At 60.3% G+C, this 23603-nt stretch carries 23 protein-coding genes; 15 read left to right on the top strand and 8 right to left on the bottom strand.

The genetic code is table 11. The features are described 5' to 3' along the window. From L901_RS14985 to glpK, 10 genes are all read left to right on the top strand, one after another. A partial coding sequence (locus tag L901_RS14985; RefSeq protein ID WP_156430054.1) for a formyltetrahydrofolate deformylase occupies positions 1 to 429 on the top strand: 429 nt, incomplete at its 5' end. A gap of 165 nt (positions 430 to 594) precedes the next feature. Further along, positions 595 to 1368 (top strand): DeoR/GlpR family DNA-binding transcription regulator, encoded by a 774-nt coding sequence (locus L901_RS14980; protein WP_059758116.1) that lies wholly within the window; start codon positions 595 to 597, stop codon positions 1366 to 1368. Between the two features lie 108 nt (positions 1369 to 1476). Then, positions 1477 to 3000 (top strand): glycerol-3-phosphate dehydrogenase, encoded by a 1524-nt coding sequence (locus L901_RS14975; protein WP_059758113.1) that lies wholly within the window; start codon positions 1477 to 1479, stop codon positions 2998 to 3000. A 36-nt stretch (positions 3001 to 3036) separates the two neighbouring features. Beyond that, complete coding sequence (locus tag L901_RS14970) at positions 3037 to 4107, top strand: ABC transporter ATP-binding protein (RefSeq protein ID WP_059758110.1); 1071 nt, start codon at positions 3037 to 3039, stop codon at positions 4105 to 4107. Between the two features lie 12 nt (positions 4108 to 4119). Continuing rightward, positions 4120 to 5190 carry an ABC transporter ATP-binding protein gene (locus L901_RS14965; RefSeq protein ID WP_059758107.1) on the top strand — a complete coding sequence of 357 codons (1071 nt, stop codon included), beginning with the start codon at positions 4120 to 4122 and terminating at the stop codon, positions 5188 to 5190. Between the two features lie 2 nt (positions 5191 to 5192). Next, positions 5193 to 6059 carry a carbohydrate ABC transporter permease gene (locus L901_RS14960; RefSeq protein WP_035261095.1) on the top strand — a complete coding sequence of 289 codons (867 nt, stop codon included), beginning with the start codon at positions 5193 to 5195 and terminating at the stop codon, positions 6057 to 6059. A gap of 3 nt (positions 6060 to 6062) precedes the next feature. After that, positions 6063 to 6983: a carbohydrate ABC transporter permease gene (locus L901_RS14955; protein ID WP_059758106.1), complete on the top strand. Its 921-nt coding sequence runs from the start codon at positions 6063 to 6065 to the stop codon at positions 6981 to 6983. A 2-nt stretch (positions 6984 to 6985) separates the two neighbouring features. Further along, on the top strand, positions 6986 to 7279 hold the full coding sequence (locus L901_RS14950) for a DUF2160 domain-containing protein (protein ID WP_003519736.1): 294 nt from the start codon (positions 6986 to 6988) through the stop codon (positions 7277 to 7279). 75 nt (positions 7280 to 7354) lie between these two features. Beyond that, entirely contained in the window at positions 7355 to 9076 is a 1722-nt protein-coding gene (locus tag L901_RS14945) for an ABC transporter substrate-binding protein (protein WP_059758103.1), read from the top strand. A gap of 69 nt (positions 9077 to 9145) precedes the next feature. Continuing rightward, on the top strand, positions 9146 to 10645 hold the full coding sequence (gene glpK / locus L901_RS14940) for a glycerol kinase GlpK (protein ID WP_059758100.1): 1500 nt from the start codon (positions 9146 to 9148) through the stop codon (positions 10643 to 10645). 5 nt (positions 10646 to 10650) lie between these two features. On the opposite strand, the gene L901_RS14935 is transcribed toward glpK, so the two are convergent. Continuing rightward, a complete protein-coding gene (locus L901_RS14935; RefSeq protein WP_003519733.1) occupies positions 10651 to 11511 on the bottom strand; it encodes a LysR family transcriptional regulator in 861 nt (286 codons plus the stop codon). Between the two features lie 98 nt (positions 11512 to 11609). On the opposite strand from L901_RS14935, the gene L901_RS14930 reads away from it, so the two are divergent. Beyond that, positions 11610 to 12629, top strand: a complete 1020-nt coding sequence (locus L901_RS14930) for a bile acid:sodium symporter family protein (protein ID WP_059758097.1) — start codon at positions 11610 to 11612, stop codon at positions 12627 to 12629. A gap of 73 nt (positions 12630 to 12702) precedes the next feature. Here L901_RS14930 and L901_RS14925 read toward each other — a convergent pair whose 3' ends face one another. From L901_RS14925 to L901_RS14900, 6 genes are all read right to left on the bottom strand, one after another. After that, positions 12703 to 13809, bottom strand: a complete 1107-nt coding sequence (locus L901_RS14925; RefSeq protein WP_059758094.1) for a substrate-binding domain-containing protein — start codon at positions 13807 to 13809, stop codon at positions 12703 to 12705. Between the two features lie 61 nt (positions 13810 to 13870). Then, a complete protein-coding gene (locus L901_RS14920; protein ID WP_059758087.1) occupies positions 13871 to 14815 on the bottom strand; it encodes an ABC transporter permease in 945 nt (314 codons plus the stop codon). 5 nt (positions 14816 to 14820) lie between these two features. After that, a complete protein-coding gene (locus L901_RS14915) occupies positions 14821 to 15825 on the bottom strand; it encodes an ABC transporter permease (protein WP_059758085.1) in 1005 nt (334 codons plus the stop codon). Further along, positions 15822 to 17333 carry a sugar ABC transporter ATP-binding protein gene (locus L901_RS14910; RefSeq protein ID WP_059758082.1) on the bottom strand — a complete coding sequence of 504 codons (1512 nt, stop codon included), beginning with the start codon at positions 17331 to 17333 and terminating at the stop codon, positions 15822 to 15824. The genes L901_RS14915 and L901_RS14910 overlap by 4 nt, the downstream gene beginning before the upstream one ends. Continuing rightward, positions 17330 to 18739, bottom strand: coding sequence for an FGGY-family carbohydrate kinase (locus L901_RS14905; protein WP_059758079.1), 1410 nt, complete (start codon positions 18737 to 18739; stop codon positions 17330 to 17332). Before L901_RS14905 ends, L901_RS14910 begins: the two co-directional genes overlap by 4 nt. Continuing rightward, positions 18736 to 19515, bottom strand: a complete 780-nt coding sequence (locus L901_RS14900; protein ID WP_059758077.1) for a DeoR/GlpR family DNA-binding transcription regulator — start codon at positions 19513 to 19515, stop codon at positions 18736 to 18738. The genes L901_RS14905 and L901_RS14900 overlap by 4 nt, the downstream gene beginning before the upstream one ends. Positions 19516 to 19701: 186 nt before the next feature. Here L901_RS14900 and L901_RS27725 point away from each other — a divergent pair, with 186 nt between their 5' ends. Genes L901_RS27725 through L901_RS14885 form a run of 4 tightly spaced genes read left to right on the top strand, consistent with a single transcriptional unit; the run spans position 19702 to position 22887 of the window. Continuing rightward, positions 19702 to 19890, top strand: a complete 189-nt coding sequence (locus L901_RS27725; RefSeq protein WP_245289655.1) for a hypothetical protein — start codon at positions 19702 to 19704, stop codon at positions 19888 to 19890. Continuing rightward, complete coding sequence (locus L901_RS14895) at positions 19878 to 20774, top strand: class II aldolase/adducin family protein (protein WP_245289654.1); 897 nt, start codon at positions 19878 to 19880, stop codon at positions 20772 to 20774. The genes L901_RS27725 and L901_RS14895 overlap by 13 nt, the downstream gene beginning before the upstream one ends. A gap of 11 nt (positions 20775 to 20785) precedes the next feature. Then, on the top strand, positions 20786 to 22048 hold the full coding sequence (locus tag L901_RS14890; protein WP_371259717.1) for an FGGY-family carbohydrate kinase: 1263 nt from the start codon (positions 20786 to 20788) through the stop codon (positions 22046 to 22048). Further along, positions 22045 to 22887 (top strand): TIGR01459 family HAD-type hydrolase, encoded by an 843-nt coding sequence (locus L901_RS14885; RefSeq protein ID WP_059758073.1) that lies wholly within the window; start codon positions 22045 to 22047, stop codon positions 22885 to 22887. Before L901_RS14890 ends, L901_RS14885 begins: the two co-directional genes overlap by 4 nt. Positions 22888 to 22959: 72 nt before the next feature. Here L901_RS14885 and hspL read toward each other — a convergent pair whose 3' ends face one another. Beyond that, positions 22960 to 23442 (bottom strand): heat shock protein HspL, encoded by a 483-nt coding sequence (gene hspL, locus L901_RS14880; RefSeq protein WP_003519731.1) that lies wholly within the window; start codon positions 23440 to 23442, stop codon positions 22960 to 22962. Positions 23443 to 23603 lie beyond the last annotated feature (161 nt).

Below are 23603 nucleotides of genomic sequence, written 5' to 3'. Positions count from 1 at the left end.
CTGATGGACCTGATCGAGACCAGCGGCACGGAACTCGTCGTGCTGGCGCGCTACATGCAGGTTCTGTCCGACGACATGTGCCGGAAGATGTCTGGCAAAATCATCAACATCCACCACTCCTTCCTGCCCTCCTTCAAGGGCGCCAACCCCTACAAGCAGGCCTATGAGCGCGGTGTGAAGCTGATCGGTGCCACGGCGCATTATGTCACCGCCGATCTCGACGAGGGCCCGATCATCGAGCAGGACACGGTGCGCATCACCCATGCGCAATCGGCCGACGATTATGTCTCGCTTGGCCGCGATGTCGAAAGCCAGGTGCTGGCCCGGGCCATCCACGCCCATATCCACCACCGCACCTTCATCAACGGCAACCGCACCGTCGTCTTCCCGCCAAGCCCGGGAAGTTATGCTTCCGAGCGGATGGGATAAACACTGAACGCAGTGCGCGTGGACAGGGTACGACGACAAGCGCGCTATCTTTCGCCGGCCGGTTCGCACCGGCCGCCGCGGGCCATGGTGAAAACCGTCCCTTGACATTGGTTTTTCGTTCGCTCTTCAATAAAACGAAAAAATTGAAAGAGGAGGGAGGGTGAAATGCTGCTCACACCGCGTCAGGATGAAATCGTTGCGCTGGCGAAAGCGAACGGGCGGGTGCTGGTCGACGAGCTGGCGGCACGGTTCTCCGTCACTCCCCAGACGATCCGCAAGGACCTGAACGATCTCTGCGATACGCGGGTTCTGACCCGCATCCACGGCGGCGCGCTTTTTCCAAGCGGCAACGAAAACGTCAAATACGAGGCGCGTCGGGCGATAGCCTCTTCCGAAAAGCAGGCGATCGGCGCCGCCGCCGCCGCCCTCATCCCCAACAACTCGTCACTCTTCATCAATATCGGCACGACGACCGAAGCCGTGGGCGAAGCGCTGGCGGATCATCACGAGTTGATGGTCATCACCAACAACATCAATGTTGCCAACAGGTTGAGGGTCTTCCCCGGTATCGAGGTGGTGATTGCCGGCGGTGTCGTGCGCGGCTCCGATGGCGGTATCGTCGGCGAGGCGGCGGTGGATTTCATCCGCCAGTTCAAGGTGGATTTCGCTGTCATCGGCGTTTCGGCCATCGATGAGGACGGTGCTTTGCTGGATTTCGACTTTCGTGAGGTCAAGGTCGCGCAGGCGATCATCTCCAATGCGCGCCATGTCATTCTGGTGTCGGATTCGCTCAAATTCGAGCGCACGGCTCCGGTTCGTATCGGCCATCTTTCCCAGATGCATACTTTCATCACCGATCATTGTCCGGTGGATTCGATCCGCTCCATCTGTGCCGATCATGACGTCCGGTTGATCGAAACCGAGATGGTCGAGTCCTGATCGGGACGGCCTATGAATTTCGTTTGACATTCGTTTTGTCTTCGAATTAGATGTCCGTGCTTTCAGTATATCGATGAGGAGAGCGTCGATGAAAGCGCGGGAGGATCCATGTCTGACGAGGCAATCCACGATATTTTCGTGATCGGCGGCGGTATCAATGGCTGCGGCATCGCACGTGACGCCGTCGGCAGGGGCTATTCCGTCGCGCTTGCGGAAATGAACGATTTCGCCTCCGGTACCTCGTCCGCCGCCACCAAGCTTATCCATGGCGGTTTGCGTTATCTCGAACATTACGAATTTCGTCTGGTGCGCGAAGCACTGATGGAACGTGAGGTGCTGTGGGCTATGGCGCCGCACATCATCTGGCCCATGCGCTTCGTACTACCGTTCCAGAAGGGCGGGGTGCGCCCGGCCTGGCTCGTGCGCCTCGGGCTATTTCTCTACGATCATCTCGGCGGCCGCAAGCTTCTACCCCCGACCCGCTCGCTCGATCTGCGCCGCGATCCCGCCGGGAAACCTTTGAAACCGATTTTTGCCCGCGCCTTCGAATATTCGGATGGCTGGGTGGACGATGCCCGTCTGGTGGTGCTGAATGCCCGCGACGCCGCCAATCGCGGCGCGCTCATCCTCAACCGCACGCAGGTGGTTTCGGCGCGGCGCGAAGGCGCCTTCTGGCGGGTCGAAACGAAAAATGCGGCCGGAGAGGCCAAGACCTACCGGGCACGCATGCTGGTGAATGCCGCGGGTCCCTGGGTGGACAAGGTGCTGTCCTCGGCATTCGGTAAAAACAATGTCCATAATGTCCGCCTGGTGCAGGGCAGCCACATCATCGTGCGCAAGAAATTTTCCGATCCGCGTGCCTATTTTTTTCAGAATCCGGACGGGCGGATCATCTTCGCCATTCCTTACGAACAGGACTTTACGCTGATCGGCACGACGGATCGCGACTATACCGCCGACCCCCGGGCTGTTAAGATCAGCGACGAGGAGATCAGCTATCTTTGCAATGCGGCGAGCGAATATTTCGCTGAGCCGGTGGAGCCGGCGGATATCGTCTGGACCTATTCCGGCGTGCGCCCGCTGTTCGATGACGGGGCATCGAAAGCGCAGGAAGCGACCCGCGATTATGTGCTGAAAACCGAAGGGGCGGAAGGCGAAGCGCCGCTTCTCAATATTTTCGGCGGCAAGCTCACCACCTATCGGCGGCTTGCCGAACATGCTCTTGAAAAAATCGGCGATGCGCTGGGTGAAAAGGGTGCGCCATGGACGGCGGGCTCGCATTTGCCGGGTGGAAATTTCGGCGCCGAGGCCTACACCGCGGAAGTTTCGGCACTGCGGTCGCGTTACCCCTTTCTTGAAGAGCGTCATGCGGAGCGGCTTGTGCGCTGCTACGGAACGGATGCGGCGGTCCTGATCGGCAATGCCACAGAGGCGGCGGCGCTGGGGCGGTATTTCGGCGGTACGCTCTACGAGGCTGAGGTTCGCTGGCTGATGGCGCGGGAATGGGCGCTGACGGCCGAGGATATTCTGTGGCGCCGCACCAAGCAGGGGCTCTTTTTTACCCCGGAAGAGGTGCGTGGGCTGGAGGATTATGTCGAAGACATTGCAGGTGGGCGCTTAAGGGCAATCTGACGATCCGGATAAAAGCGGAGGAGGCTTTGGATCACCATGCTTGAATTGCGAAACGTCTCGAAGATGGTTGGCGGTGAATATCATATTCACCCGACCGATCTGACGTTGCAGCGCGGAAGCCTGAACGTCCTGCTTGGACCGACACTTTCGGGCAAGACGACGCTGATGCGGCTGATGGCCGGGCTGGACAAGCCGAGCGCCGGCTCGATCTTTTTCAATGGCGAAGATGTGACGGGATGGCCGGTGCAGAAGCGCAATGTCGCCATGGTCTATCAGCAGTTCATCAACTATCCGGCGCTCAGCGTTTACGAAAACATCGCCTCGCCCATGCGCGTTGCCGGCAAGGACCAGGCGACCATCGACAGGGAAGTGAGGAAAGCCGCCGAGCTTCTGAAGCTGACGCCCTATCTCGACCGCACGCCGCTCAATCTTTCTGGCGGTCAGCAGCAGCGCACAGCACTCGCCCGCGCCATCGTCAAAAACGCCAATCTGGTGCTGCTCGATGAGCCGCTGGCCAATCTCGATTACAAGCTGCGCGAAGAGCTGCGCGAGGAACTGCCGCGCATCTTCGCCGAATCCGGCGCCATCTTCGTTTATGCCACCACCGAACCTTCCGAGGCGCTGCTTTTGGGCGGCAATACCGCAACGCTCAACGAGGGCAGGGTAACGCAGTTCAGCCGTACCATCGAGGTTTACCGGCGTCCGGTGGATATCGTCACCGCGGAAATTTTTGCCGACCCGCCGCTCAACACCATCGAGGTCGTCAAGGCGGGCGGTGCATTCACCCGTGCCGACCAGGCGGTGATTGCGGTGCCGGCGCATCTTGCCGCCGTGCCGGATGGACCTTTGACCATCGCTTTCCAGCCGCATCATCTTTTCCCGCAGGCGAAGGGCGAGGCCCGACAGTCGATCCGGGCGCGGACGCTGATTTCGGAAATCGCCGGATCGGAAAGCTTCGTGCATGTGGAGTTTTCGGGTCGGCGCTGGGTCATGCTCGCGCATGGCATTCACGACATCGAGCCGGACAGGGACATAGAGCTGTTTCTCGATACAAAACACCTGATGGCCTTTGACGCGAATGGCCGCGCCATCGGCGAAGCGGCTTGAGGGAGATCGGTCATGGCACGCATCACGCTCGATCACATCCGACACGCCTATAACGCAAAGGCGCAGGCTGCCGGCGACTATGCGCTGAAGGAAGTCCATCATGAATGGGAGGACGGCGGTGCCTATGCGCTGCTCGGCCCTTCCGGCTGCGGCAAGACCACGCTGCTCAACATCATTTCCGGGCTGCTGCGCCCCTCCGAAGGCCGCATCGCCTTTGACGGAACCGACGTGACGGATTTCGCCACGGAAGACCGCAATATTGCGCAGGTATTCCAGTTCCCGGTCGTTTACGACACGATGACGGTTTACGACAATCTGGCCTTTCCTCTGCGCAACCGGCATGTGCCGGAGGCCGAGGTGGACCGTCGGGTGCGGGAAATCCTCGAAATGACCGATCTTTCCGGCATGGCCAAACGCCATGCGCGTGGTCTGACGGCGGATCAGAAACAGAAGATTTCGCTGGCGCGCGGGCTCGTGCGGTCCGATGTCAACGCCATCCTCTTCGACGAGCCGCTGACGGTGATCGACCCGCATATGAAATGGGTGCTGCGCTCGCAGCTGAAACGGCTGCACCGGCAGTCCGGTTTCACCATGGTTTATGTCACCCATGACCAGACCGAAGCGCTGACCTTCGCCGACAAGGTTGTGGTCATGTATGACGGTCAGATCGTCCAGATCGGCACGCCGGCTGAGCTTTTCGAACGGCCGGGACATACCTTCGTCGGTTATTTCATCGGCTCGCCGGGCATGAACGTGCTGCCCGCCAGTATCGACGGCGCGACCGCCATGGTCGGCGGCCTTGGTGTGCCGCTGGCCGGTGCGCCAAAGGTTGATGGAGCGCAACGCATCGAGATCGGCATCCGCCCGGAATTCGTCCGGCTGGAACGGGGCGGCATGCCCATCACTGTCGACAAGGTCGAGGATATCGGCCGGCAGAAGATCGTGCGTGCCCGGTTCGCCGGCCAGAAACTCGCGATCGTCGTTGCCGAAGACGAGGAAATCCCGGCGGAAGCGGGTGTTCGCTTCGATCCGGCCGCCATCGGCGTCTTCGCCGACTCGTGGCGTGTAAAGATGGGGGCCTGACCATGGAAAAGAGCTGGAACAACAAGGCATGGTTCATGGTGCTGCCGGTGCTGGTGCTGGTCGCCTTTTCCGCCGTCATTCCGCTGATGACCGTCGTGAATTATTCGGTGCAGGATACGTTCGGCAATAACCAGTTCTTCTGGGCGGGAACGCAATGGTTCGAGGAAATTCTGGCCTCGGATCGTTTCTGGGATGCGCTGGGGCGCAACCTGCTGTTCTCCGGCATCATCCTGGCGATTGAAATTCCGCTCGGCATCTTCATCGCGCTCAAGATGCCGAAATCCGGCATCGGCGTGCCGGTCTGCCTCGTCACCATGGCGCTGCCGCTGCTGGTGCCGTGGAATGTCGTCGGCACCATCTGGCAGGTTTTCGGCCGCAGCGATATCGGCCTGCTCGGTTATTACGCCAATCAGCTCGGGCTCGATTACAACTATGTCAACGATCCGGTCGATGCGTGGATCACGGTCGTCATCATGGATGTCTGGCACTGGACGAGCCTTGTCGTGCTTTTGTGCTATGCCAGCCTCGTCTCCATTCCGGATGCCTATTATCAGGCGGCCAGGATCGATGGCGCGTCGCGTTTTGCGGTGTTCCGTTACATCCAGCTGCCGAAGATGAAGCGGGTGCTGCTGATCGCTTTCCTGCTGCGCTTCATGGACAGTTTCATGATCTATACCGAGCCTTTCGTCGTCACCGGCGGCGGCCCGGGCAATTCCACCACCTTCCTGTCCATCGATCTCGTGAAGATGGCGCTCGGCCAGTTCGACCTCGGGCCGGCGGCGGCCATGTCGCTGATCTACTTCCTCATCATCCTGCTGCTGTCCTGGGTGTTCTACACCGTCATGACCAGCCACGACGCGGAGACTTGAGACATGAGCGCCTCGAATGTCACCACAAGCGTGGAGCGTAACGGCATCGGCAGTTCGCCGGTGAGAGCCCCTGCGGCGGGACGATCCGGCCTTGCCGTCAATGCGCGGCGTCGCCACCATGGGCCGTCGCGTTTTTCCTGGCTGGTGCCGACGATCTATATCCTGCTGCTGCTTGTTCCGATCTACTGGCTCGTCAATATGAGCTTCAAGACGAACACGGAAATCGTCTCCTCCATGACGCTTTATCCGCATCAGCCGACCTTGCAGAACTACCGGACGATCTTCACGGATTCATCCTGGTATTCGGGCTATATCAATTCGATCATCTATGTCGTTATGAACATGGTGATCTCGGTCGCGGTGGCGTTGCCGGCGGCTTACGCCTTCTCGCGTTATCGCTTTCTCGGCGACAAGCACCTGTTCTTCTGGCTTTTGACCAACCGCATGGCCCCGCCCGCCGTCTTCGCGCTGCCGTTCTTCCAGCTTTATTCGGCCTTCGGGCTGATCGACACGCATATCGCCGTGGCGCTGGCGCATTGCCTGTTCAACGTGCCGCTGGCGGTGTGGATTCTCGAAGGTTTCATGTCCGGCGTGCCGAAGGAAATCGACGAGACAGCCTATATTGACGGTTACTCCTTCCCTAAATTCTTCGTGAAGATCTTCATGCCGCTTATCGCTTCCGGCATCGGTGTCGCCTGCTTCTTCAGCTTCATGTTCTCGTGGGTCGAGCTTCTGATCGCCCGTACGCTGACGACGACGGACGCCAAGCCGATTGCCGCGACGATGACGCGCACCGTTTCTGCCGCCGGCATGGACTGGGGCCTGCTTGCCGCTGCCGGCGTGCTGACGCTGATACCCGGCGCGCTGGTGATCTGGTTCGTGCGCAATTACATCGCCAAGGGCTTTGCGCTCGGGAGGGTTTGATCATGACGAAGATGCCCGATTTTACCTGGATGGCATGGACTTGGCAGACGGCGGCCTTTTTCGGCGCCATCGCCCTGCTGCTCGTCGGCATGTGGTTCTGGGAATATCTCTCGCCCGGCGGCAATCCCCGCTTCGGCCTCTTGCGCTTCGAGACCACGCGCGGCGACAGGCTGTTCATCTCGCTGCTCGGCAGCGCCTTCATTCATCTCGCATGGCTCGGGCTGGTCGGCCCGAACCTGTGGTGGGCTCTCGCTCTATCCTTGGTTTACGCCATCGGCGTTTTCCGTTTTGTCTAGAGCAGGAAAACGGTGCGGCGGAGGAAAACCGCACCCGCAGACTTCATGCAATCGCAAACCCCTGGGAGGACTGATATGCGACGGCATCTGATGACGACGACGGCGGCCATGCTGCTGGCAATGACGGGTTCCGCTTTCGCCGGAATGGAGGAAGCAAAGCAGTTTCTGGACAAGGAAATCGGCGATCTCTCGTCGCTTTCGCGTGGCGATCAGGAAAAGGAGCTGCAATGGTTTGTCGATGCCGCGAAACCTTTCGCGGGCATGGAGATCAAGGTCGTTTCCGAATCGCTCACGACCCATGAGTATGAATCCAAGGTTCTGGCTCCGGCCTTCACCGCCATTACCGGTATCAAGGTCACGCACGACCTGATCCAGGAAGGTGATGTGGTCGAAAAGATCCAGACCCAGATGCAGACCGGTCAGAACCTCTATGACGGCTGGGTCAATGACAGTGACCTCATCGGCACCCATTGGCGTTACCAGCAGGTGCGCAACCTGACGGACTTCATGGCCAATGAAGGCAAGGACGTCACCAATCCCGGTCTCGACCTCAAGGATTTCATCGGCAGCGCCTTTACGACGGCGCCGGACAAGAAGCTCTACCAGCTTCCCGACCAGCAATTCGCGAACCTCTACTGGTTCCGTTATGACTGGTTCAACAACGAAAAGAACAAGGCCGATTTCAAGGCCAAATATGGTTATGACCTCGGCGTGCCCGTCAACTGGTCGGCCTATGAGGACATCGCCGAATTCTTCACCGGCCGCGATGTCGATGGCAAGAAGGTCTTTGGCCATATGGACTATGGCAAGAAGGACCCGTCGCTCGGCTGGCGCTTCACCGATGCCTGGCTTTCCATGGCCGGTAACGGCGACAAGGGCCTGCCAAACGGTATGCCGGTCGATGAATGGGGCATCAAGGTCAATGACAAGTCGCAGCCGGTCGGTTCCTGCGTGGCGCGCGGCGGCGATACCAATGGTCCGGCTTCCGTCTATTCCATCGAGAAATATCTCGAATGGCTGAAGAAATATGCGCCGCCCGAAGCGCAGGGCATGACCTTCTCCGAATCCGGCCCGGTGCCGGCGCAGGGCAACATCGCCCAGCAGATCTTCTGGTACACGGCCTTCACCGCCGATATGGCCAAGCCCGGCCTGCCTGTGGTGAACGAGGACGGTTCGCCGAAATGGCGCGTCGCACCTTCGCCGCATGGCGTCTACTGGAAGGACGGCATGAAACTCGGTTATCAGGACGTGGGTTCGTGGACGCTGATGAAATCCACCCCCGACGACCGCGCCAAGGCCGCCTGGCTTTACGCGCAGTTCGTGACCTCCAAGACCGTGGATGTGAAAAAGAGCCATGTGGGTCTGACCTTCATTCGCGACACCACCATCCACCACAAGAGCTTCACGGACCGGGCCACCAAGCTCGGTGGTCTCATCGAGTTCTATCGTTCACCGGCCCGCGTGCAGTGGTCGCCAACCGGCACCAACGTTCCTGACTATCCGAAGCTGGCACAGCTGTGGTGGCAGGCGATCGGCGATGCGTCTTCGGGCGCAAAGACGGCTCAGGCGGCAATGGACTCTCTCTGCGCCGAGCAAGAAAAAGTCATGAGCCGTCTGGAACGTGCCGGGGTGCAGGGCGATATCGGTCCGAAACTGGCGGAAGAGCACGATATCGAATACTGGAACAAGGATGCCGTTTCGAAGGGCAATCTGGCGCCGCAGCTGAAGATCGCCAACGAAAAGGAAAAGCCGGTCACCGTCAATTACGACGAACTGGTCAAAAGCTGGCAGAAGTAATTTCTGCGTAAAATCTTAAACCGGGGCGGCTTTGCCGCCCCGTCATTGCGTCTGAAAGGGAGTAGCATAATGGGCGGTTATATTCTGGCGATCGATCAGGGAACGACATCGACGCGATCGATGGTCTTTGATCGCGACATGCGGGTCATCGGTGTCGGGCAGCGAGAATTTCCGCAACATTTTCCGGCCTCCGGCTGGGTCGAACACGATGCAGAGGATATCTGGAAAAGTGTGCTGGAAACCATCCGGTTGGCGCTTGCCGATGCCGGCATCGCCGCATCCGATATCGCGGCGATCGGCATCACTAACCAGCGCGAAACGACCGTGCTTTGGGACCGCAATACCGGTGAGGCCGTGCATCGCGCCGTCGTCTGGCAGGATCGGCGCGCCGCGCCTATCTGCGAGGATCTGAAACGCCGGGGACTCGAGCCGCTTTTTTCGAAAAAGACCGGGCTGCTGCTCGACCCTTACTTCTCCGGCACGAAGTTGAAATGGCTTCTCGACAGCGTCAGCGGCCTTCGCGAAAAAGCCGTGAAGGGGGAAATCTGCTTCGGCACGGTCGACAGTTTCCTGATCTACCGTCTCACCGGTGGCCGCCGCCATGTGACCGACGCCACCAATGCCTCGCGAACGCTGATCTACAATATCGAAGACAACGCCTGGGATGATGAACTCCTGTCGATCCTCGATATTCCGCGCGCCATGCTGCCGGAAGTGCTGGATTGCGCCGCCGATTTCGGCGTGACGGACAGGTCGCTGCTGGGTGCGGAAATCCCGATCCTTGGCGTCGCCGGCGATCAGCAGGCAGCCGTGATCGGCAATGCCTGCTTCGAGCCCGGCATGATGAAATCCACCTACGGCACGGGCTGCTTTGCGTTGCTCAATACCGGCACGGATCGCGTCGCCTCCACCAACCGGCTGCTGACGACCATCGCTTACCGTCTCGACGGCGTCACCACCTATGCGCTGGAAGGCTCGATCTTCATTGCCGGTGCCGCGGTGCAATGGCTGCGCGATGAACTCGGTTTCATCTCGGTCGCTTCCGAGGTCAGCGCGCTTGCGGAAAAGGCTGATGCCAATCAGCGTGTCTATCTGGTTCCGGCCTTCACCGGCCTTGGCGCACCCTATTGGGACGCGGAGGCGCGTGGTGCGATTTTCGGGCTGACGCGTGGCACCGGTCCGGCGGAATTCGCCCGCGCGGCGCTGGAAAGCGTCGCCTATCAGACCTTCGACCTGCTGGACGCCATGCGCAAGGACTGGGCGGGTGACAATGGCAAGACGGTGTTGAGGGTCGATGGCGGCATGGTCGCTTCCGATTGGACCATGCAACGGCTGGCGGATATTCTTGCGGCACCGGTCGACCGGCCGGTCTTCCTGGAAACGACCATTCTCGGGGCGGCCTGGCTTGCCGCCTCGCGCGCGGGCATCTGGCCGGACCGCAAGGCCTTTGCTGAACATTGGCGGCGTGACCGCCGTTTCAGCCCCGTAATGGAAGAGGCTAAACGGAAAGACGCCATTGCCGGCTGGCGCGACAGTGTCGGCCGCTGCCTGTCGCGACGGGAGAATTGAACAGGCTATACGAAACTGCCGGGTGCGATGCTCTTGCTGGAAACGAGATCGGAAAGGGCGCGCACCAGCTTCGCATCCGCTCCCTTGCTCGGTTGAAGCACGAATTCCACGTCCTCCAGCGGCGGTAGCACGCCTGCGGCAATCTCCTTCAGTCCTGCCGGCGCCATGCTGCGCGGCTGCACCAGAATTCCCATGCCCGCCCTTGCTGCGGCGGTCAGCCCACTGAGACTGCCGCAGGTGCAGACGATCCGCCAGGCGAGACCGGCCCGGTCGAGCGCCTCCTGCGCCGCCTTTCGGGTGATGCTCGGCGGCGGAAAGGCAATCAGCGGCAGGGCATCCGGCTGGTTCAGCATTCGCTCCGGGTCGCGCGCCAGCCACACGAGAGGTTCGCGGTAGAGAAAGTGCCCGAGCTTGTCGCCGAGACGGCGTTTGGCGAGCACCACATCCAGTTCGCCATTGTCCTGCATCTGGTAAAGCACGCCGCTCAGCGAAACCGTCAGTTCCAGATCTACGAGGGGATAAAGGCGGATGAACTCTTCCAGAATGGCGGTCAGCCGGCTGGCGACGAAATCTTCCGAAACGCCAAGCCTCAGCCGCCCACGCAGACGGTTCTCGCTGAACAGCGATGACACCTTGCTGTCGATTTCCAGCATATTGCGGGCATAACCCAGCAGCGCCTCACCTTCACCCGTCAGTTTCACCTGATGGGTGCTGCGGGCAATCAGCCGGCGGCCAAGTGCGGCCTCAAGCCTTTGAATATGCTGGCTGACAGTGGATTGACCAATCCCCAGCCGTTCGGCAGCCAGCGTGAAGCTGCCGGTCTGCTGAAGCATCACGAAGCTCGCAAGATGTTGAAGGTTCAGCATTATCCTGAATCGCGATAACTGTTAATCTTTGCATCGGAATTCATGATGAGCGATAGTAGCGCGCGTTTCAAGCAAAACCGATGCCGGAAAGACCTCCCATGACCCGCTTCCTACCTGATCGCTTCACCATGATGCTGGTCGCCACCGTGATTTTGGCCTCCATTTTGCCGATCAGCGGTGAGCCGGCGGAGTATTTCGGGCTGGCGACAAAGCTCGCGATCGCTTTGCTGTTCTTCCTCCACGGCGCGCGGCTTTCCCGGGATGTGGTGATTGCCGGTATCCTGCACTGGCGCCTGCATCTGGCGATCCTTCTCGTCACCTTCGGCCTGTTCCCGCTACTTGGCGTGGCAATCGGCTTCATTCCCGAGAATATTCTGCCTGCGCCGCTTTATATGGGGGTGTTGTTCCTCTGTGTCCTGCCATCCACCGTGCAGTCCTCCATTGCCTTCACCTCCATGGCGGGCGGAAACGTGCCGGCTGCGATCTGTTCGGCCTCGGCTTCGAATATTTTCGGCATGTTCCTGACCCCGCTGCTGGTCGGCCTGTTGTTTACGGTCGGGGGTCATGGCGGTGGATTTTCGCTGGATGCGTTCCTGCAAATCTTCCTGCAGCTGCTTCTGCCCTTCATCGTCGGTCAGGTGCTGCAGCCGTGGATCGGCGACTGGATCAGGGCGCGCAAGAAATTGCTGGCTCCGGTCGATCGCGGTTCCATCCTGATGGTCGTTTATCTGGCTTTTTCCGATGCGGTTATCGAAGGCATCTGGCACACATTTTCGCTCAGGGATATCGGCGTGGTCATCGTCATCAATATCCTGCTGCTGGCGCTTGTCCTGTGCGTGACGATGTTCGGCAGCCGTTTGCTGGGTTTCGACAAGGCCGATGAAATCACCATCACTTTTTGCGGCTCGAAAAAGAGCCTCGCCAGCGGTGTGCCCATGGCGGGCGCCATCTTTGCCGGCCAGAGCATCGGCGCAATCGTCCTGCCGATCATGCTTTTCCACCAGATTCAGCTGATGGTCTGCGCTGTTCTGGCTCAGCGTTACGCGCGCAAGGCCCAGGAAAAAGCGGCGATGCCGGAACCGGTTGCCACGGAAGGCGCGGCCGTTTCCAGCCGCTGAAACGCGGGCAAGGATAGGTCTGTTTCGCAAAATGGGGGCAGGGCGCCGGAATTGCCCTCCCCCCTTTTTATGATCAGAAATCGAAGTTGTTGATGGTGTCCTTCGTGAAGACGGTAGGAGCACCGAGCAGGATTTCCGAGCCGTTGATCACCTTGAGGTCACCAAGCTTGCCAGCCTTGACCGAGGTGGCGCCAGGCTGAAGTGTGCCGTCGGCCACTGCCCGCAACACATGCATGGCGGCGTAGCCGAGATCGACCGGGTTCCACAGAACCACCGATTTGACGCAACCGGCAGCAACATAGGGCTTCATGGCGTTGGGCGTCGCGAGGCCCACGACCGCGATCTTGCCGCATTTGCCGGCCTGGGTGACGGCGTCGGCTGCGGCAGGGGTGGCGACGGAGGTCATGCCGACGATGCCTTTCAGGTCATCGCCATATTTGTTGATCAGCGTGTTGGCCTGGTTGAAGGAAAGGATGTTGTCTTCCTGTGCTTCGACCGTCTCCAGCCATTCCATCTTCGGATGGCATTTCGCCTGATAGGCCGCCATCTCGGCGATCCAGCGCGCCTGGTTCGGCGTGGTGAAGGTGGATGTGACGATTGCGAACTTGCCGTCCTCCCCGGCTTCGGCGGCAAGCGCGTCGATTGTCGCCTTCGCGATGCCGTTGAACTCCGCCTGGTTGACGAACCATTGGCGCGAATCCGGCTCGGAATTCGCGTCGTAGCCGACGACGTTGATGCCGGCGGCAAGCGCCTTCTTCAGAACCGGGGCGATTGCGACCGGGTCGTTGGCGGCGTAAAGAATGCCGTCCACGCCGGAGGTGATATAGTTGTCGATCAGCGTGATCTGGTCATCGATATTGGCCTTGCTCGGCCCGTCGGTCTTGGCTTTGACATTGCCGAGTTCAGCGGCGGCATCCGCAATGCCTTTGGTGGTCGCGGCGAAATAGCCGATGCCGACCAGCTTCGGTACATCAACAACCGTTATCGGCTTGCCCTTGCGGTCCGGGGCATTGGTTGGCGAACCGCCGTCATATGCCTTCGCCTCGATTTTTGCAGGCGTGGCATCGCAGGCCAGCGGGTTGGTCGGCAGGTCGTCGCCGCCGGTCCAGGTCGGGGCTGCATAAGCCGCGCTCGTCGAAAACGAGAGCGTCAGCAGGGCGGGTAACAGATATTTGCGCATGTCTTTCCTCCTCCAAATCGTCCAAACAGCTTCGAGCGGCAATGCGGGACGAGACATCGAACTATCGAGAGCCGCTTTTCTCGAAGAGATTGCTCGCAAGAATTGCCAGGATGAGCACGATGCCGATCAGCATGATCGTGCCGTCACCGGTAACGCCAGCGAGTGAAAGCCCGTTTTTCAGCGTCTGAATGACGCAAAGGCCGAGGATTGTTCCGACGATCGTGCCGCGGCCTCCGAATATGGATGTGCCGCCGAGAACCACCGCCGTAATGGCGTCGAGTTCGATGCCCGTCCCCATGTCGGAGCGCGTTGTGGAAACGCGGGAGACGAAGATCACGGCGGCAAGTGCGGCCGCAAGACCCGAGGCGGTATAAACGGCGAGTTTGGTCTTCTCGACGGGGAGGCCGGAGAACCGTGCTCCGGTCTCGTTTGCGCCGATCGCATAGGTGCTGCGTCCCCAGGTCGTATAGGCAAGAATGACGGCGGCGATGACAGCTGCGGCAAAAAAGACCCAGAGCTGGGCAGGAATGCCGAGCACCGCGCCCTGGCCGAACATGAAGAACCATTCCGGATAACCGCGAACAGAGCGCGCCTGACTGATGCCTTCGGCGAGGCCGCGATAGAGCGCCAGCGTTCCGAGCGTGGCGATCAGCGGCGGAACATTGAAACGGGTGATGATAAGCCCGTTGACGAAGCCCGCGAAGGTGCCTGCGGCCACAGCCGCCGCCATTGCCAGCGGCAAAGGCATACCGAGTTTCTGCCAGAACACGCCGAGCAGAATGGCTGTGAGACCGAGGATCGAGCCGACGGAAAGATCTATGCCGCCAGTGGCGATCACGAAGGTCATCGCGAGCGCGATCAGACCGATTTCCGTCATCAGACGGCCCTGATTGAGAAGGTTGGAAACAGTGAGAAACTTGTCCGACTGGAACGATAGCACGGCAAGGATGATGACCAGCAGGATGGCCAGGAAAGTTTCGTGCCGGATGAGCGACTTGGGAATCATGGTTTTCAAATGCTCCTGCGACGGCGGCGCAGCATATCGGCAAGCACCGTGATGAGGATCAGCAGACCGATGACCGCCCGCAGCCAGTAGGCGGAGACATTAACGAAGATCAGGGCCGAGCCGATGGTGGCGAAGAGGATTGTCGCGAGAGTCGAGCCGATGACCGTGCCGGTGCCGCCAAGAATTGACACCCCGCCGATGACCGCGGCCGTGATGATCGTAAGCTCCAGATTGGGCGGAACCGTCGATTGGATGACCTGCAGCTGGGTTGCGAACAGGATGGCGGCAAGGCCTGCAAAAAAGCCGTGGATCGCAAAGACCTGAACGATGCGCCGCTCAGCCGGAATGCCGCTGGCGACGGCGGCTTCCGGATTGCCGCCAAGCGCGTAAAGTGAACGTCCGAAGGCCGAGTTGCGCATCCAGAAGGCCGCGAGCACGGTGAGGACGACCATGGCGATCAAAGGTATGGGAACGCCGAGCAGCTTCTGTTGCGCAAGCAGAAAGGCCGGCGGCAGATTGGATATCCAGGCCCCGCCGGTGACACTGATGAGGCCGCCGCGCAGGATCGAAAGCGCCCCCAGCGTCACCACGATCGACGGGATGCGCGCATAAGCGACGAGCAGGCCGATGACGGTGTTGATGGCGATGCCGACGAGAAGGGGGACGGTCCAGGCGACCCACACCGGGTAGCCGGAGGTTGCCAATGTTCCGGCAACCGTTGCGAGCACGCCGATCAAGGCCCCGACGGAGACGTCGATATTGCCGGTTATGATCACCATCGCCATGCCGATTGCCGCTACGGCGATATAGGCATTTCCGGAAAGGATGGTGTTGAGATTGTTTACGGCGATGAAACGCGGGTTCACGACGGTCACGCAAACAAACAGCGTGACGATTGCCGCGAGGACAAAGAGCTCCTGTCCGTAATCCGAAAGAAACCGCCGATAGGCGCTTTGGCCGATTCGTGCGCCCGTTATGCTTTTGGCCGGTGCATTGCCGAGGGGACTCATAACGTTTTTTCCTCTCTGCGATGTGCCGTCATCGCGGCGCCCACACGCTCGGGCGTGGCCTCGCTGCGCTCAAGAATTTCGGTGACCCGGCCTTCGGCCATGACCATTACCCGGTCGCTCATGCCGAGAACCTCGGGCAGCTCGCTGGAAATCATGATGATGGCGACGCCCTCGCGGGCAAGCTCGCCCATGATCGCGTGGATTTCCGATTTGGCGCCGACATCGACGCCGCGTGTCGGCTCATCGAGGATCAGCACCCGGGGTTTGATTTCCAGCCATTTGGCTATGACCACCTTTTGCTGGTTGCCGCCGGAAAGCTGGCCAATGGGCTGGTCGGCGTCGCGGCAGCGCACGCCGAAACGTTTGATCGCTTCGGTCGCCCGGCTCATTTCAGCGGCGGCGCGAATGAAAATGCCGTTCGATATCCTGTCGAGCGTGGCCATGGTAACGTTCTTGCGGATCGCCATCGATTTGATGAGACCCTGCGACCCGCGATCTTCAGGCACATAGGCGATGCCGAGATTGCGCGCCTGCGACGGAGAGGTCATCGTAACCGTCTTTCCATCAAGGCGGATTTCACCGGATATGGCTGGCGTCATGCCGAAAAGCGTGAGCGCAAGTTCGGTGCGTCCGCTGCCGACAAGTCCTGCAATGCCGAGAATCTCGCCCTGCCGCACGGCAAAGGAGATTTCCCTGACGCGCTTGCCGTGGTTGAGGCTCGTGACCTCGAGGACAGGCTGGCCTATCGGCACATCCACCTTTGGGAAAAGCTTCTCGATAGGGCGGCCCACCATCAGGGATACCAGAGTGGCCTCATCGACGTCGTTAATGGTTTTGGTTGCGACATAGGCGCCATCCCGCAAGACGGTGACGCGGTCGCAGACGGCGAAAATTTCCGGCATGCGATGGCTGACATAGAGGATGCCGACTCCACGGGCGCGCAATTGCCGGACGATATCGAGCAGGCGCTGCACATCCGATTCAACCAGCGAGGCGGTTGGCTCGTCCATGATCAGCACCTTGGCGTCCTTGGACAACGCCTTGGCAATCTCCACGCACTGGCGCTGGGCGACCGATAGATTGGCAACCTTTTCATCGACATCGAGATCATGCGCATCGAGCGTTTCGAGAAGGCTGCGGCTGCCTGAGCGGACTGCCGCCCAGTCGATGACGCCGCCGGCCCTGCGCGGATAATTGCCCAGAAAGATGTTTTCCGCGACGGTCAGCTCCGGAAACAGCAGAAGCTCCTGATACACCGTTGCGATACCGGCGGCATTGGCGTCGCGGGTGGAAGAAAAGTTCACCGCTTCGCCATTCACGGTGATCGTGCCTTCGTCCTGCGTATAGAGGCCGGAAAGAATCTTGATCAGCGTCGACTTGCCCGCGCCATTTTCACCCATCAGGGCATGCACTTCACCGGGATGAATATCCAGGTTCACATCTTTCAATGCCTTGACGCCGCCGAATGATTTGCGGAGGCCAGTGAGCTGAACAATCGGCTGCATCATGCCGGCCTCCTGTAGTCGCTGTTTCTCGCCGCTGTTTCTTCCGTCATCGCATCCACCTGCCGCCGCCATGCGTGTCTGTAGGCATCGAGGTCGGGAATGGCTGCCGGTTGCGCCACCGCGCAGTCGTTTATGAAAGGGTTGATGCCGAGCGCGTCGAAAACGAGCATCGCCGCGCCGAAGGCGCTTCCTTCTGGATTGGCGCTGGTGTGGATCGTCTGGCCAGGGCGCAGCGCTGCGAGAATGGAGGCGTAAAGCCCCGTCTTTACCAGGCCGCCATCGATGATGATGGCGTTTTGCGAGCCAATGAGTTCGAGCGAGAGATCCGTCATCAATGCGACGTAAAGCAGGGCGGCGGCGGCACGTTCCTCTCCGGCGATGGCCGGGCCGGTGAAATGTCCGATGTGGCCCTGCAACGGGCCGCCTGCGGCAAAGGAGGGCAGGGCGAAACAACGTCTGGCGATGACCGAGGCAATGGCTTCGGCGGTAACGGGCATGGTCCAGCCACCGCTCGCCATGTCGTATTCCCGGCCGCCCATGAAGCGGATGGTCGCGACCGGCTGGTGGTCGATGGTGACGTTGGCGAGCATGTCACGCCCGGAATCGAGACGTTCGAGCGGACTTGCCGGATTGAGGATAATCACCCAGGTGCCGGTCGAAATCAGTGTGAAATCGGAAAAGCCGAGCGAGCGGTAGAAATAAAGTGCGGCATTGCTGTCATGGACGCCATTATGGACGTCGATATCGACGCTCCACCCGTCCTCGAGAGTTACGCTATGTTTGCCGATCACACTGCCTGCCGGTGCGAATGCCGGCATCTTGCCGCGCCAGCCCATACGGTCGACAAGGCTGCTGTAGTCGTCTTCGAGCGGTGCCCAGAGATGGGAATGGCAACCGAGATAGGAGACTTCGGAAACCTTGCGGCAGGAAAACTTCCAGCTCCAGAATTGCGGATAAGCAAGAATGGCGTCGGCCTGCTCGAGAAGCGCCGGGTCGCGTTCGTTCAGCCAGAGAAGATGACGGCCGTAATTGAAGCCGAGCGGCAGCGGCGGCGAGAAGGTTTCATGAAAATCCGGCACCAGGACATCGATGCGGGCGGCGACATCGGCGGGCGGTTCCTGTTCATAGTCCAGAATGGGATGAACGAGCGCATCGCCGGCGGTCAGTGCAAAGGTGCAGCCATGCCCCGAGAAGATGACCCGGTCGACGCCGTGCGCTGAAACCACGCGCGCCAGTTCATTCTTCATCCATGTAAAAAGGGCCTCGTCATCGAGAATGTTGATGTCACCATTTCGCCGCCAGACGGGCCTTGTGCGCGCCTCGTCGACAAGCTTGCCTTCAGGAGAGAGGACGAAGAGTTTCGAATTGGTCTTGCCGAGATCGAAGACGGCGATGGGGGACGGGTTCAATTCTCCCCTCCCATGGTCGCGATGGTGATGGTGACGCCTGCCTCTTCCAGCATCTTCGCGTTTGCATCCGTGAGGCCATCATCCGTGATGATCGTGCCGACACGGGAGAGCGGCAGGGCGACGTTGCGGGGCTGGATGGAAAATTTCCGGCTATCGGCCAAAAGCACGATTTCATCGGCGCAGGCCGCGAGTTCGCCGATGACCTTCACGAGCAGCGGATGGGATTCGAGCAGCCCCTTGCTGCTGATACCCTGCGTGCCGACGAAAAATCGCGATGCGAAGAACCCCGGCGAACCGGCGGCCGTATCGTGGATAATGCCGGGTTCGCGATAAAGCGCGCCGCCGGAGAGCGAAAGCTGGCAGGTGCCGTGTTCGCCAAGATGTGCGGCAAGCGGCATCGAGTTGGTCCACAGGCGCACATTGCGCCGTGCAAGCAATGTGCCGAGTTGGTAGCAGGTGGAGCCGGCATGCACGATGATGGCGTCTCCATCGCGCACCATCTCTGCGGCCTTTGCGGCAATCGCCCGCTTGGCTTCGACGGCGATGTCACGGTTCTCGTCATAGGGGCGCGCGGAAAGACGTGCGCTGTCTCCGGCATCGCTGGCGGAAATACCGCCATAGACTTTTCTGGCGAGACCAAGCTCATGCAGCTTGTCGATGTCGCGGCGAATGGTGGCGGGCGAAGCTTTCAGGCGCTGCTGAAGGTCGCGGACGGATGCAAATGGCGTCTCGCGCAAAAGCTCGATGATGGCCTTGTGGCGCTCTGTATCATTCATGGCTGCTCCTCCGGCATCTCCCTTGCCGATGAAGAAGAATGATCATAATGGCTGATGTTAGTCAACATGATTGATGAAAATTCTCATTATTGACGTACTTGCGTCATTTATTTATGGTTATTGGAGAAAGTTCACTCAATCACTTGTCAGATGCGCAGGCTGTTGAGGTAGTTGGAGGATGGCGGCATGGTTTCAGATATTCCGGCGGAAGATTTTGCCGCGTTTCTCGCTCTTTCCAAGGCGATCGGCAGCGACATCCTGAAAACGCAGGGAGCCGGCGGCAATATCTCCTTCAAGCGTGATGGCGTGATGTGGGTGAAGGCTTCCGGCACCTGGCTTGCCTATGCCGGGGAGCCGACATCATGGTGCCGGTAAAGGTCGCACCGCTGGTGCAGGCGCTTCGCTCGGGTGATCCCGGTGCCGAAAAGGCGACGGATTTTGTCGTTGCGGAACGGAATAGCTCAGGCCTTCGCCCGTCGATAGAGACGAGTTTTCACGCGGTGCTGCCGCAGGCGGTCGTCGCCCATTATCACTGCGTCGACACGATCGCACTTTCCGTGCTTGCGGATCGCGAACGGCTTATCGCGGCGCGAATGGCGGCAGTGCCGGATCTTGCCTGCGTCACCATCCCCTATCGCCGTCCGGGCACGCCGCTGGCGCATGAGATCGACCGTGTCGCCAGCAGCAGGCCGGATGTGCTGATCCTGTTTAACCATGGCATCATCATCACCGGGGAGACGGTGGAGGAAGTGCGGGAGCGCATCGAAAGGGTCAGCGCCGCGCTACGTATGGAAGAGCGTCGGGTAACGCCAGCCGATCCGGTGGGGCTTGAAACATTGGCGGCGGGGTCGGATTTCCACGCGGCGCGGGATGCCGGGAGCCACAAGACGGCGCTCGGTGCAGCGAGCGTGGCTGTTGCAACCCACGGCTCGCTCTATCCGGACCACGTCATTTTCCTGGGCACGGAAATCGGCGTTCTCGCCGATGGCGAGACAGCCGTAACCTATGCCGATGAACGTCGTTCAAGGGGTCTCAATGTTCCCAAGATGCTGCTCGTGCCGGGTCAGGGAGTGCTGCTGGCCAACGAACTGACGGATGGCGGTCGCGTGATGGCGCGGTGTCTGGCCGAGGTGGTTTCCCGAATCCCGGCGGGTGCGCCGGTTGTCTATCTCGATGAGGCGCAGGAGTATGAGCTGACCCACTGGGAGGCCGAGCAGTATCGTCAGGCGCTCGACCGTAAGGCGAGCCGGCAGGCATGACAGGCGCGCCGATGCCAGCCGCGGCTCTTGGGATCGATCTTGGCACGTCGGGGGTGCGGGTGGCGGCGCTCGCCGCCGATGGAACGCCTTTGGACATGGCGGCCTTCCCTTTTCCTGATGCGGTGGCGGCCCGCTCGCCGGTCGTCTGGTGGCACAGTGTGAAGGTCTGCCTCAGCGAACTCGCCTCGCGCCTTTCCCTCGCCGCCGTGGAGGGGGTCGCGATCGATGGTACCTCGGGTACGGTGCTTGCCATCGACGCCGAGGGTGCGGTCGTCGGCAATGTCCTGATGTATAACGACGCCTGCCCCGATGCCGCGATTATCGACAACATCGCGCGGCATGCGCCGGCCAACAGTCCGGCGCGCGGTGCGACGTCGGCGCTCGCTTGCGCCATTCACCTGTCACGCCAGCCCGGCGTGAGGGCAATTGTGCATCAGGCCGACTGGATTCTCATGCAGCTTGGCCTCGATGTGCCCTTGAGCGACGAGAACAATGCGCTCAAGACCGGTTACGATCTTGCTTCCGAGACCTGGCCTCAATGGCTGGAAAACTGCGGCATGGACATCGAGCTTCTGCCGAAGGTCCGGCGTGCGGGCGCTGTCCTGTCGGAGGTCGGTACGGCCGGCAGGTCCTTCGGTTTGCCTTCCGGGTGCCGTTACCATGCGGGTACGACGGATGGCTGCGCTTCTTTTCTCGCGACCGGCGCCGCTGCCATCGGCGACGGCGTTACGGCACTCGGCTCCACGCTGGTCGTCAAACTTGCCTCCGCCCGGCCCATCGATGCGGCGGGCTACGGCATCTATTCGCATCGCGTTCTCGATTTCTGGCTTGCCGGCGGGGCCTCCAATTCCGGTGGAGCCGTCATAAGCAGCTTTTTCGATAACGGGCAGCTGAAGGCCATGACGCCGCATCTTCGTCCGGGTGAGCCGACGGGTCTCGATTATTATCCGCTCATCAAGCCTGGCGAGCGCTTCCCCATCAATGATGCGGCGCATCCGCCCAAGATGGAGCCGCGCCCGACCGACGATCTCGTTTTCTTTCAGGCAATTCTGGAAGGCATCACAGCCATCGAGAAATCGGGTTACGACCGGCTGGCCGCGCTCGGCGGCCCTCTTGTACGATCCGTGCGTTCGGTCGGAGGCGGCGTGGCAAACCCGGCCTGGACCTGCATGCGGGAAAAGGCGCTGGGCGTCCCCTTTCTCCCTGCCCGTTCGGCGGAGGCGGCCGTCGGCACCGCCTCGCTCGTTCTTGCCGGAAAGGCCTGCTGGTCATGAGTATCGCCCCCCATACGAACCTTGCCGCTCTTGCGGCCCGTTACGATGTTTTCCTCATCGACCAGTTCGGCGTATTGCGGGATGACGAGCATGCCTATCCGGGCGCCAATGATGCGCTGCTTTATTTGAAGAAGCGGGGAAAGACCGTCGTCATTCTTTCGAACTCCGGCCGCAGCGGCGATTATAATGCGGAGCGGCTGGTCAAACTCGGCTTTGATCGCGCGGGTTTCGATCATTTCCTGACATCCGGGGATGTCGCCCATGATATCCTTGCCCGGAAAACGGCTGGCGGAACCGAACGCACACGCTGCCTGACCATCTCCAGCGGCGGAGACCGCAATCTTGCCGACCGTCTTGGCTTTGAAAGTGTCAAGGATGCAAGGATTGCGGATATCGTGATCGTTTCGGGAAGCGAAGCGGAGAAGGTTCCGCTCTCCATCTACCGCTTGATGCTGGAACCGGCCGCACAGCGCGGTGTGCCATGCTATTGCACCAATCCCGACCGCCACAAGCTCACGACCGGCGGGCGCGTCGCACCGGGTGCGGGTAGCATCGCGCTTGCCTATCAGGAGCTCGGCGGCCCCGTTCGCTGGTTCGGCAAGCCTTACCCTGCCATATATGAGCATGCGCAGTCGCTTTTGAGCAGCCCGGCTTCAGACCGCATCATCTGTATCGGTGACAGTCTCGAACATGACATAGCGGGAGCCGTCCGCGCCAGCCTTGCTTCCTGTCTCGTCAGAACCGGCATTCTTGCGAAAAATTCCGATGCCGAACTGGCTGAAATTGCCGATGGATATGGTGCCCGCCCCGATTTCCTGATGGACCGGTTCAAGATCTGAGCAGAAAAGCAAAGCCCGCAGCAGGGAAAATCCATGCTGCGGGCCGTGATCCGGTATTTTTCCGGGTGGCCTTTAGTTGACCTGAGCCGGCGAAATCTGGGCTTCGATGGTCTTCGGCGCATCGGCGCTGTCGGACGAGATCGCAATGCGGCGCGGTTTCATGGCTTCCGGAATATTGCGGACGAGATCGATGTGGAGCAGGCCGTTCTTCAGGGAAGCGGTCTGGACCTCGACATGGTCGGCGAGCTGGAAGCGGCGTTCGAAAGCGCGCGTGGCGATACCGCGATAGAGAAACTCGCCTTCCGTGGATTTCTCATCCGCGGATTTCTCGGCTTTCACGGTCAGCGCATTGGCGCGGGATTCGATGCTGAGTTCGTTCTCATCGAAACCGGCAACGGCCATGGTGATGCGATAGGTGTTTTCGCCGGTCCGCTCGATATTGTAGGGCGGATAGGACTGGGCCTGCTCGGGCTGGCCGAGGCCGTCAAGCATCGAGAAAAGACGGTCGAAGCCGACGGTGGAACGATAGAGAGGGGAAAAATCAACGTGACGCATGGTGTCCTCCTTAAGAAGCGACTGTTTGCGGTTAAGCCCGGCGTCCCGTTCTGGCGACGGCCGGACATGTGGCACGATCCCGTTCTGGCGACCGCATGAATGAGATGGGAATGGCCTGCGGCTGCGTCAAGGGGGGCGTGAAAAGGCGAAAGCAACATGAA

Source organism: Agrobacterium sp. D14 (genome assembly GCF_001526505.1).
Lineage (GTDB): Bacteria > Pseudomonadota > Alphaproteobacteria > Rhizobiales > Rhizobiaceae > Agrobacterium > Agrobacterium leguminum.
Note: the sequence above shows the minus strand (reverse complement) of the source record. Positions and strands in the feature narration are given on the sequence as shown.

Excerpts from the sequence above, each read along its gene's own strand:
- L901_RS14980 (WP_059758116.1), top strand. The coding sequence starts at position 595 with ATGCTGCTCACACCGCGTCAGGATGAAATCGTTGCGCTGGCGAAAGCG.
- L901_RS14975 (WP_059758113.1), top strand. The coding sequence starts at position 1,477 with ATGTCTGACGAGGCAATCCACGATATTTTCGTGATCGGCGGCGGTATC.
- L901_RS14970 (WP_059758110.1), top strand. The coding sequence starts at position 3,037 with ATGCTTGAATTGCGAAACGTCTCGAAGATGGTTGGCGGTGAATATCAT.
- L901_RS14965 (WP_059758107.1), top strand. The coding sequence starts at position 4,120 with ATGGCACGCATCACGCTCGATCACATCCGACACGCCTATAACGCAAAG.
- L901_RS14960 (WP_035261095.1), top strand. The coding sequence starts at position 5,193 with ATGGAAAAGAGCTGGAACAACAAGGCATGGTTCATGGTGCTGCCGGTG.
- L901_RS14955 (WP_059758106.1), top strand. The coding sequence starts at position 6,063 with ATGAGCGCCTCGAATGTCACCACAAGCGTGGAGCGTAACGGCATCGGC.
- L901_RS14950 (WP_003519736.1), top strand. The coding sequence starts at position 6,986 with ATGACGAAGATGCCCGATTTTACCTGGATGGCATGGACTTGGCAGACG.
- L901_RS14945 (WP_059758103.1), top strand. The coding sequence starts at position 7,355 with ATGCGACGGCATCTGATGACGACGACGGCGGCCATGCTGCTGGCAATG.
- glpK (WP_059758100.1), top strand. The coding sequence starts at position 9,146 with ATGGGCGGTTATATTCTGGCGATCGATCAGGGAACGACATCGACGCGA.
- L901_RS14935 (WP_003519733.1), bottom strand. The coding sequence starts at position 11,511 with ATGCTGAACCTTCAACATCTTGCGAGCTTCGTGATGCTTCAGCAGACC.
- L901_RS14930 (WP_059758097.1), top strand. The coding sequence starts at position 11,610 with ATGACCCGCTTCCTACCTGATCGCTTCACCATGATGCTGGTCGCCACC.
- L901_RS14925 (WP_059758094.1), bottom strand. The coding sequence starts at position 13,809 with ATGCGCAAATATCTGTTACCCGCCCTGCTGACGCTCTCGTTTTCGACG.
- L901_RS14920 (WP_059758087.1), bottom strand. The coding sequence starts at position 14,815 with ATGATTCCCAAGTCGCTCATCCGGCACGAAACTTTCCTGGCCATCCTG.
- L901_RS14915 (WP_059758085.1), bottom strand. The coding sequence starts at position 15,825 with ATGAGTCCCCTCGGCAATGCACCGGCCAAAAGCATAACGGGCGCACGA.
- L901_RS14910 (WP_059758082.1), bottom strand. The coding sequence starts at position 17,333 with ATGATGCAGCCGATTGTTCAGCTCACTGGCCTCCGCAAATCATTCGGC.
- L901_RS14900 (WP_059758077.1), bottom strand. The coding sequence starts at position 19,515 with ATGAATGATACAGAGCGCCACAAGGCCATCATCGAGCTTTTGCGCGAG.
- L901_RS27725 (WP_245289655.1), top strand. The coding sequence starts at position 19,702 with ATGGTTTCAGATATTCCGGCGGAAGATTTTGCCGCGTTTCTCGCTCTT.
- L901_RS14895 (WP_245289654.1), top strand. The coding sequence starts at position 19,878 with ATGGTGCCGGTAAAGGTCGCACCGCTGGTGCAGGCGCTTCGCTCGGGT.
- L901_RS14890 (WP_371259717.1), top strand. The coding sequence starts at position 20,786 with ATGCCAGCCGCGGCTCTTGGGATCGATCTTGGCACGTCGGGGGTGCGG.
- L901_RS14885 (WP_059758073.1), top strand. The coding sequence starts at position 22,045 with ATGAGTATCGCCCCCCATACGAACCTTGCCGCTCTTGCGGCCCGTTAC.
- hspL (WP_003519731.1), bottom strand. The coding sequence starts at position 23,442 with ATGCGTCACGTTGATTTTTCCCCTCTCTATCGTTCCACCGTCGGCTTC.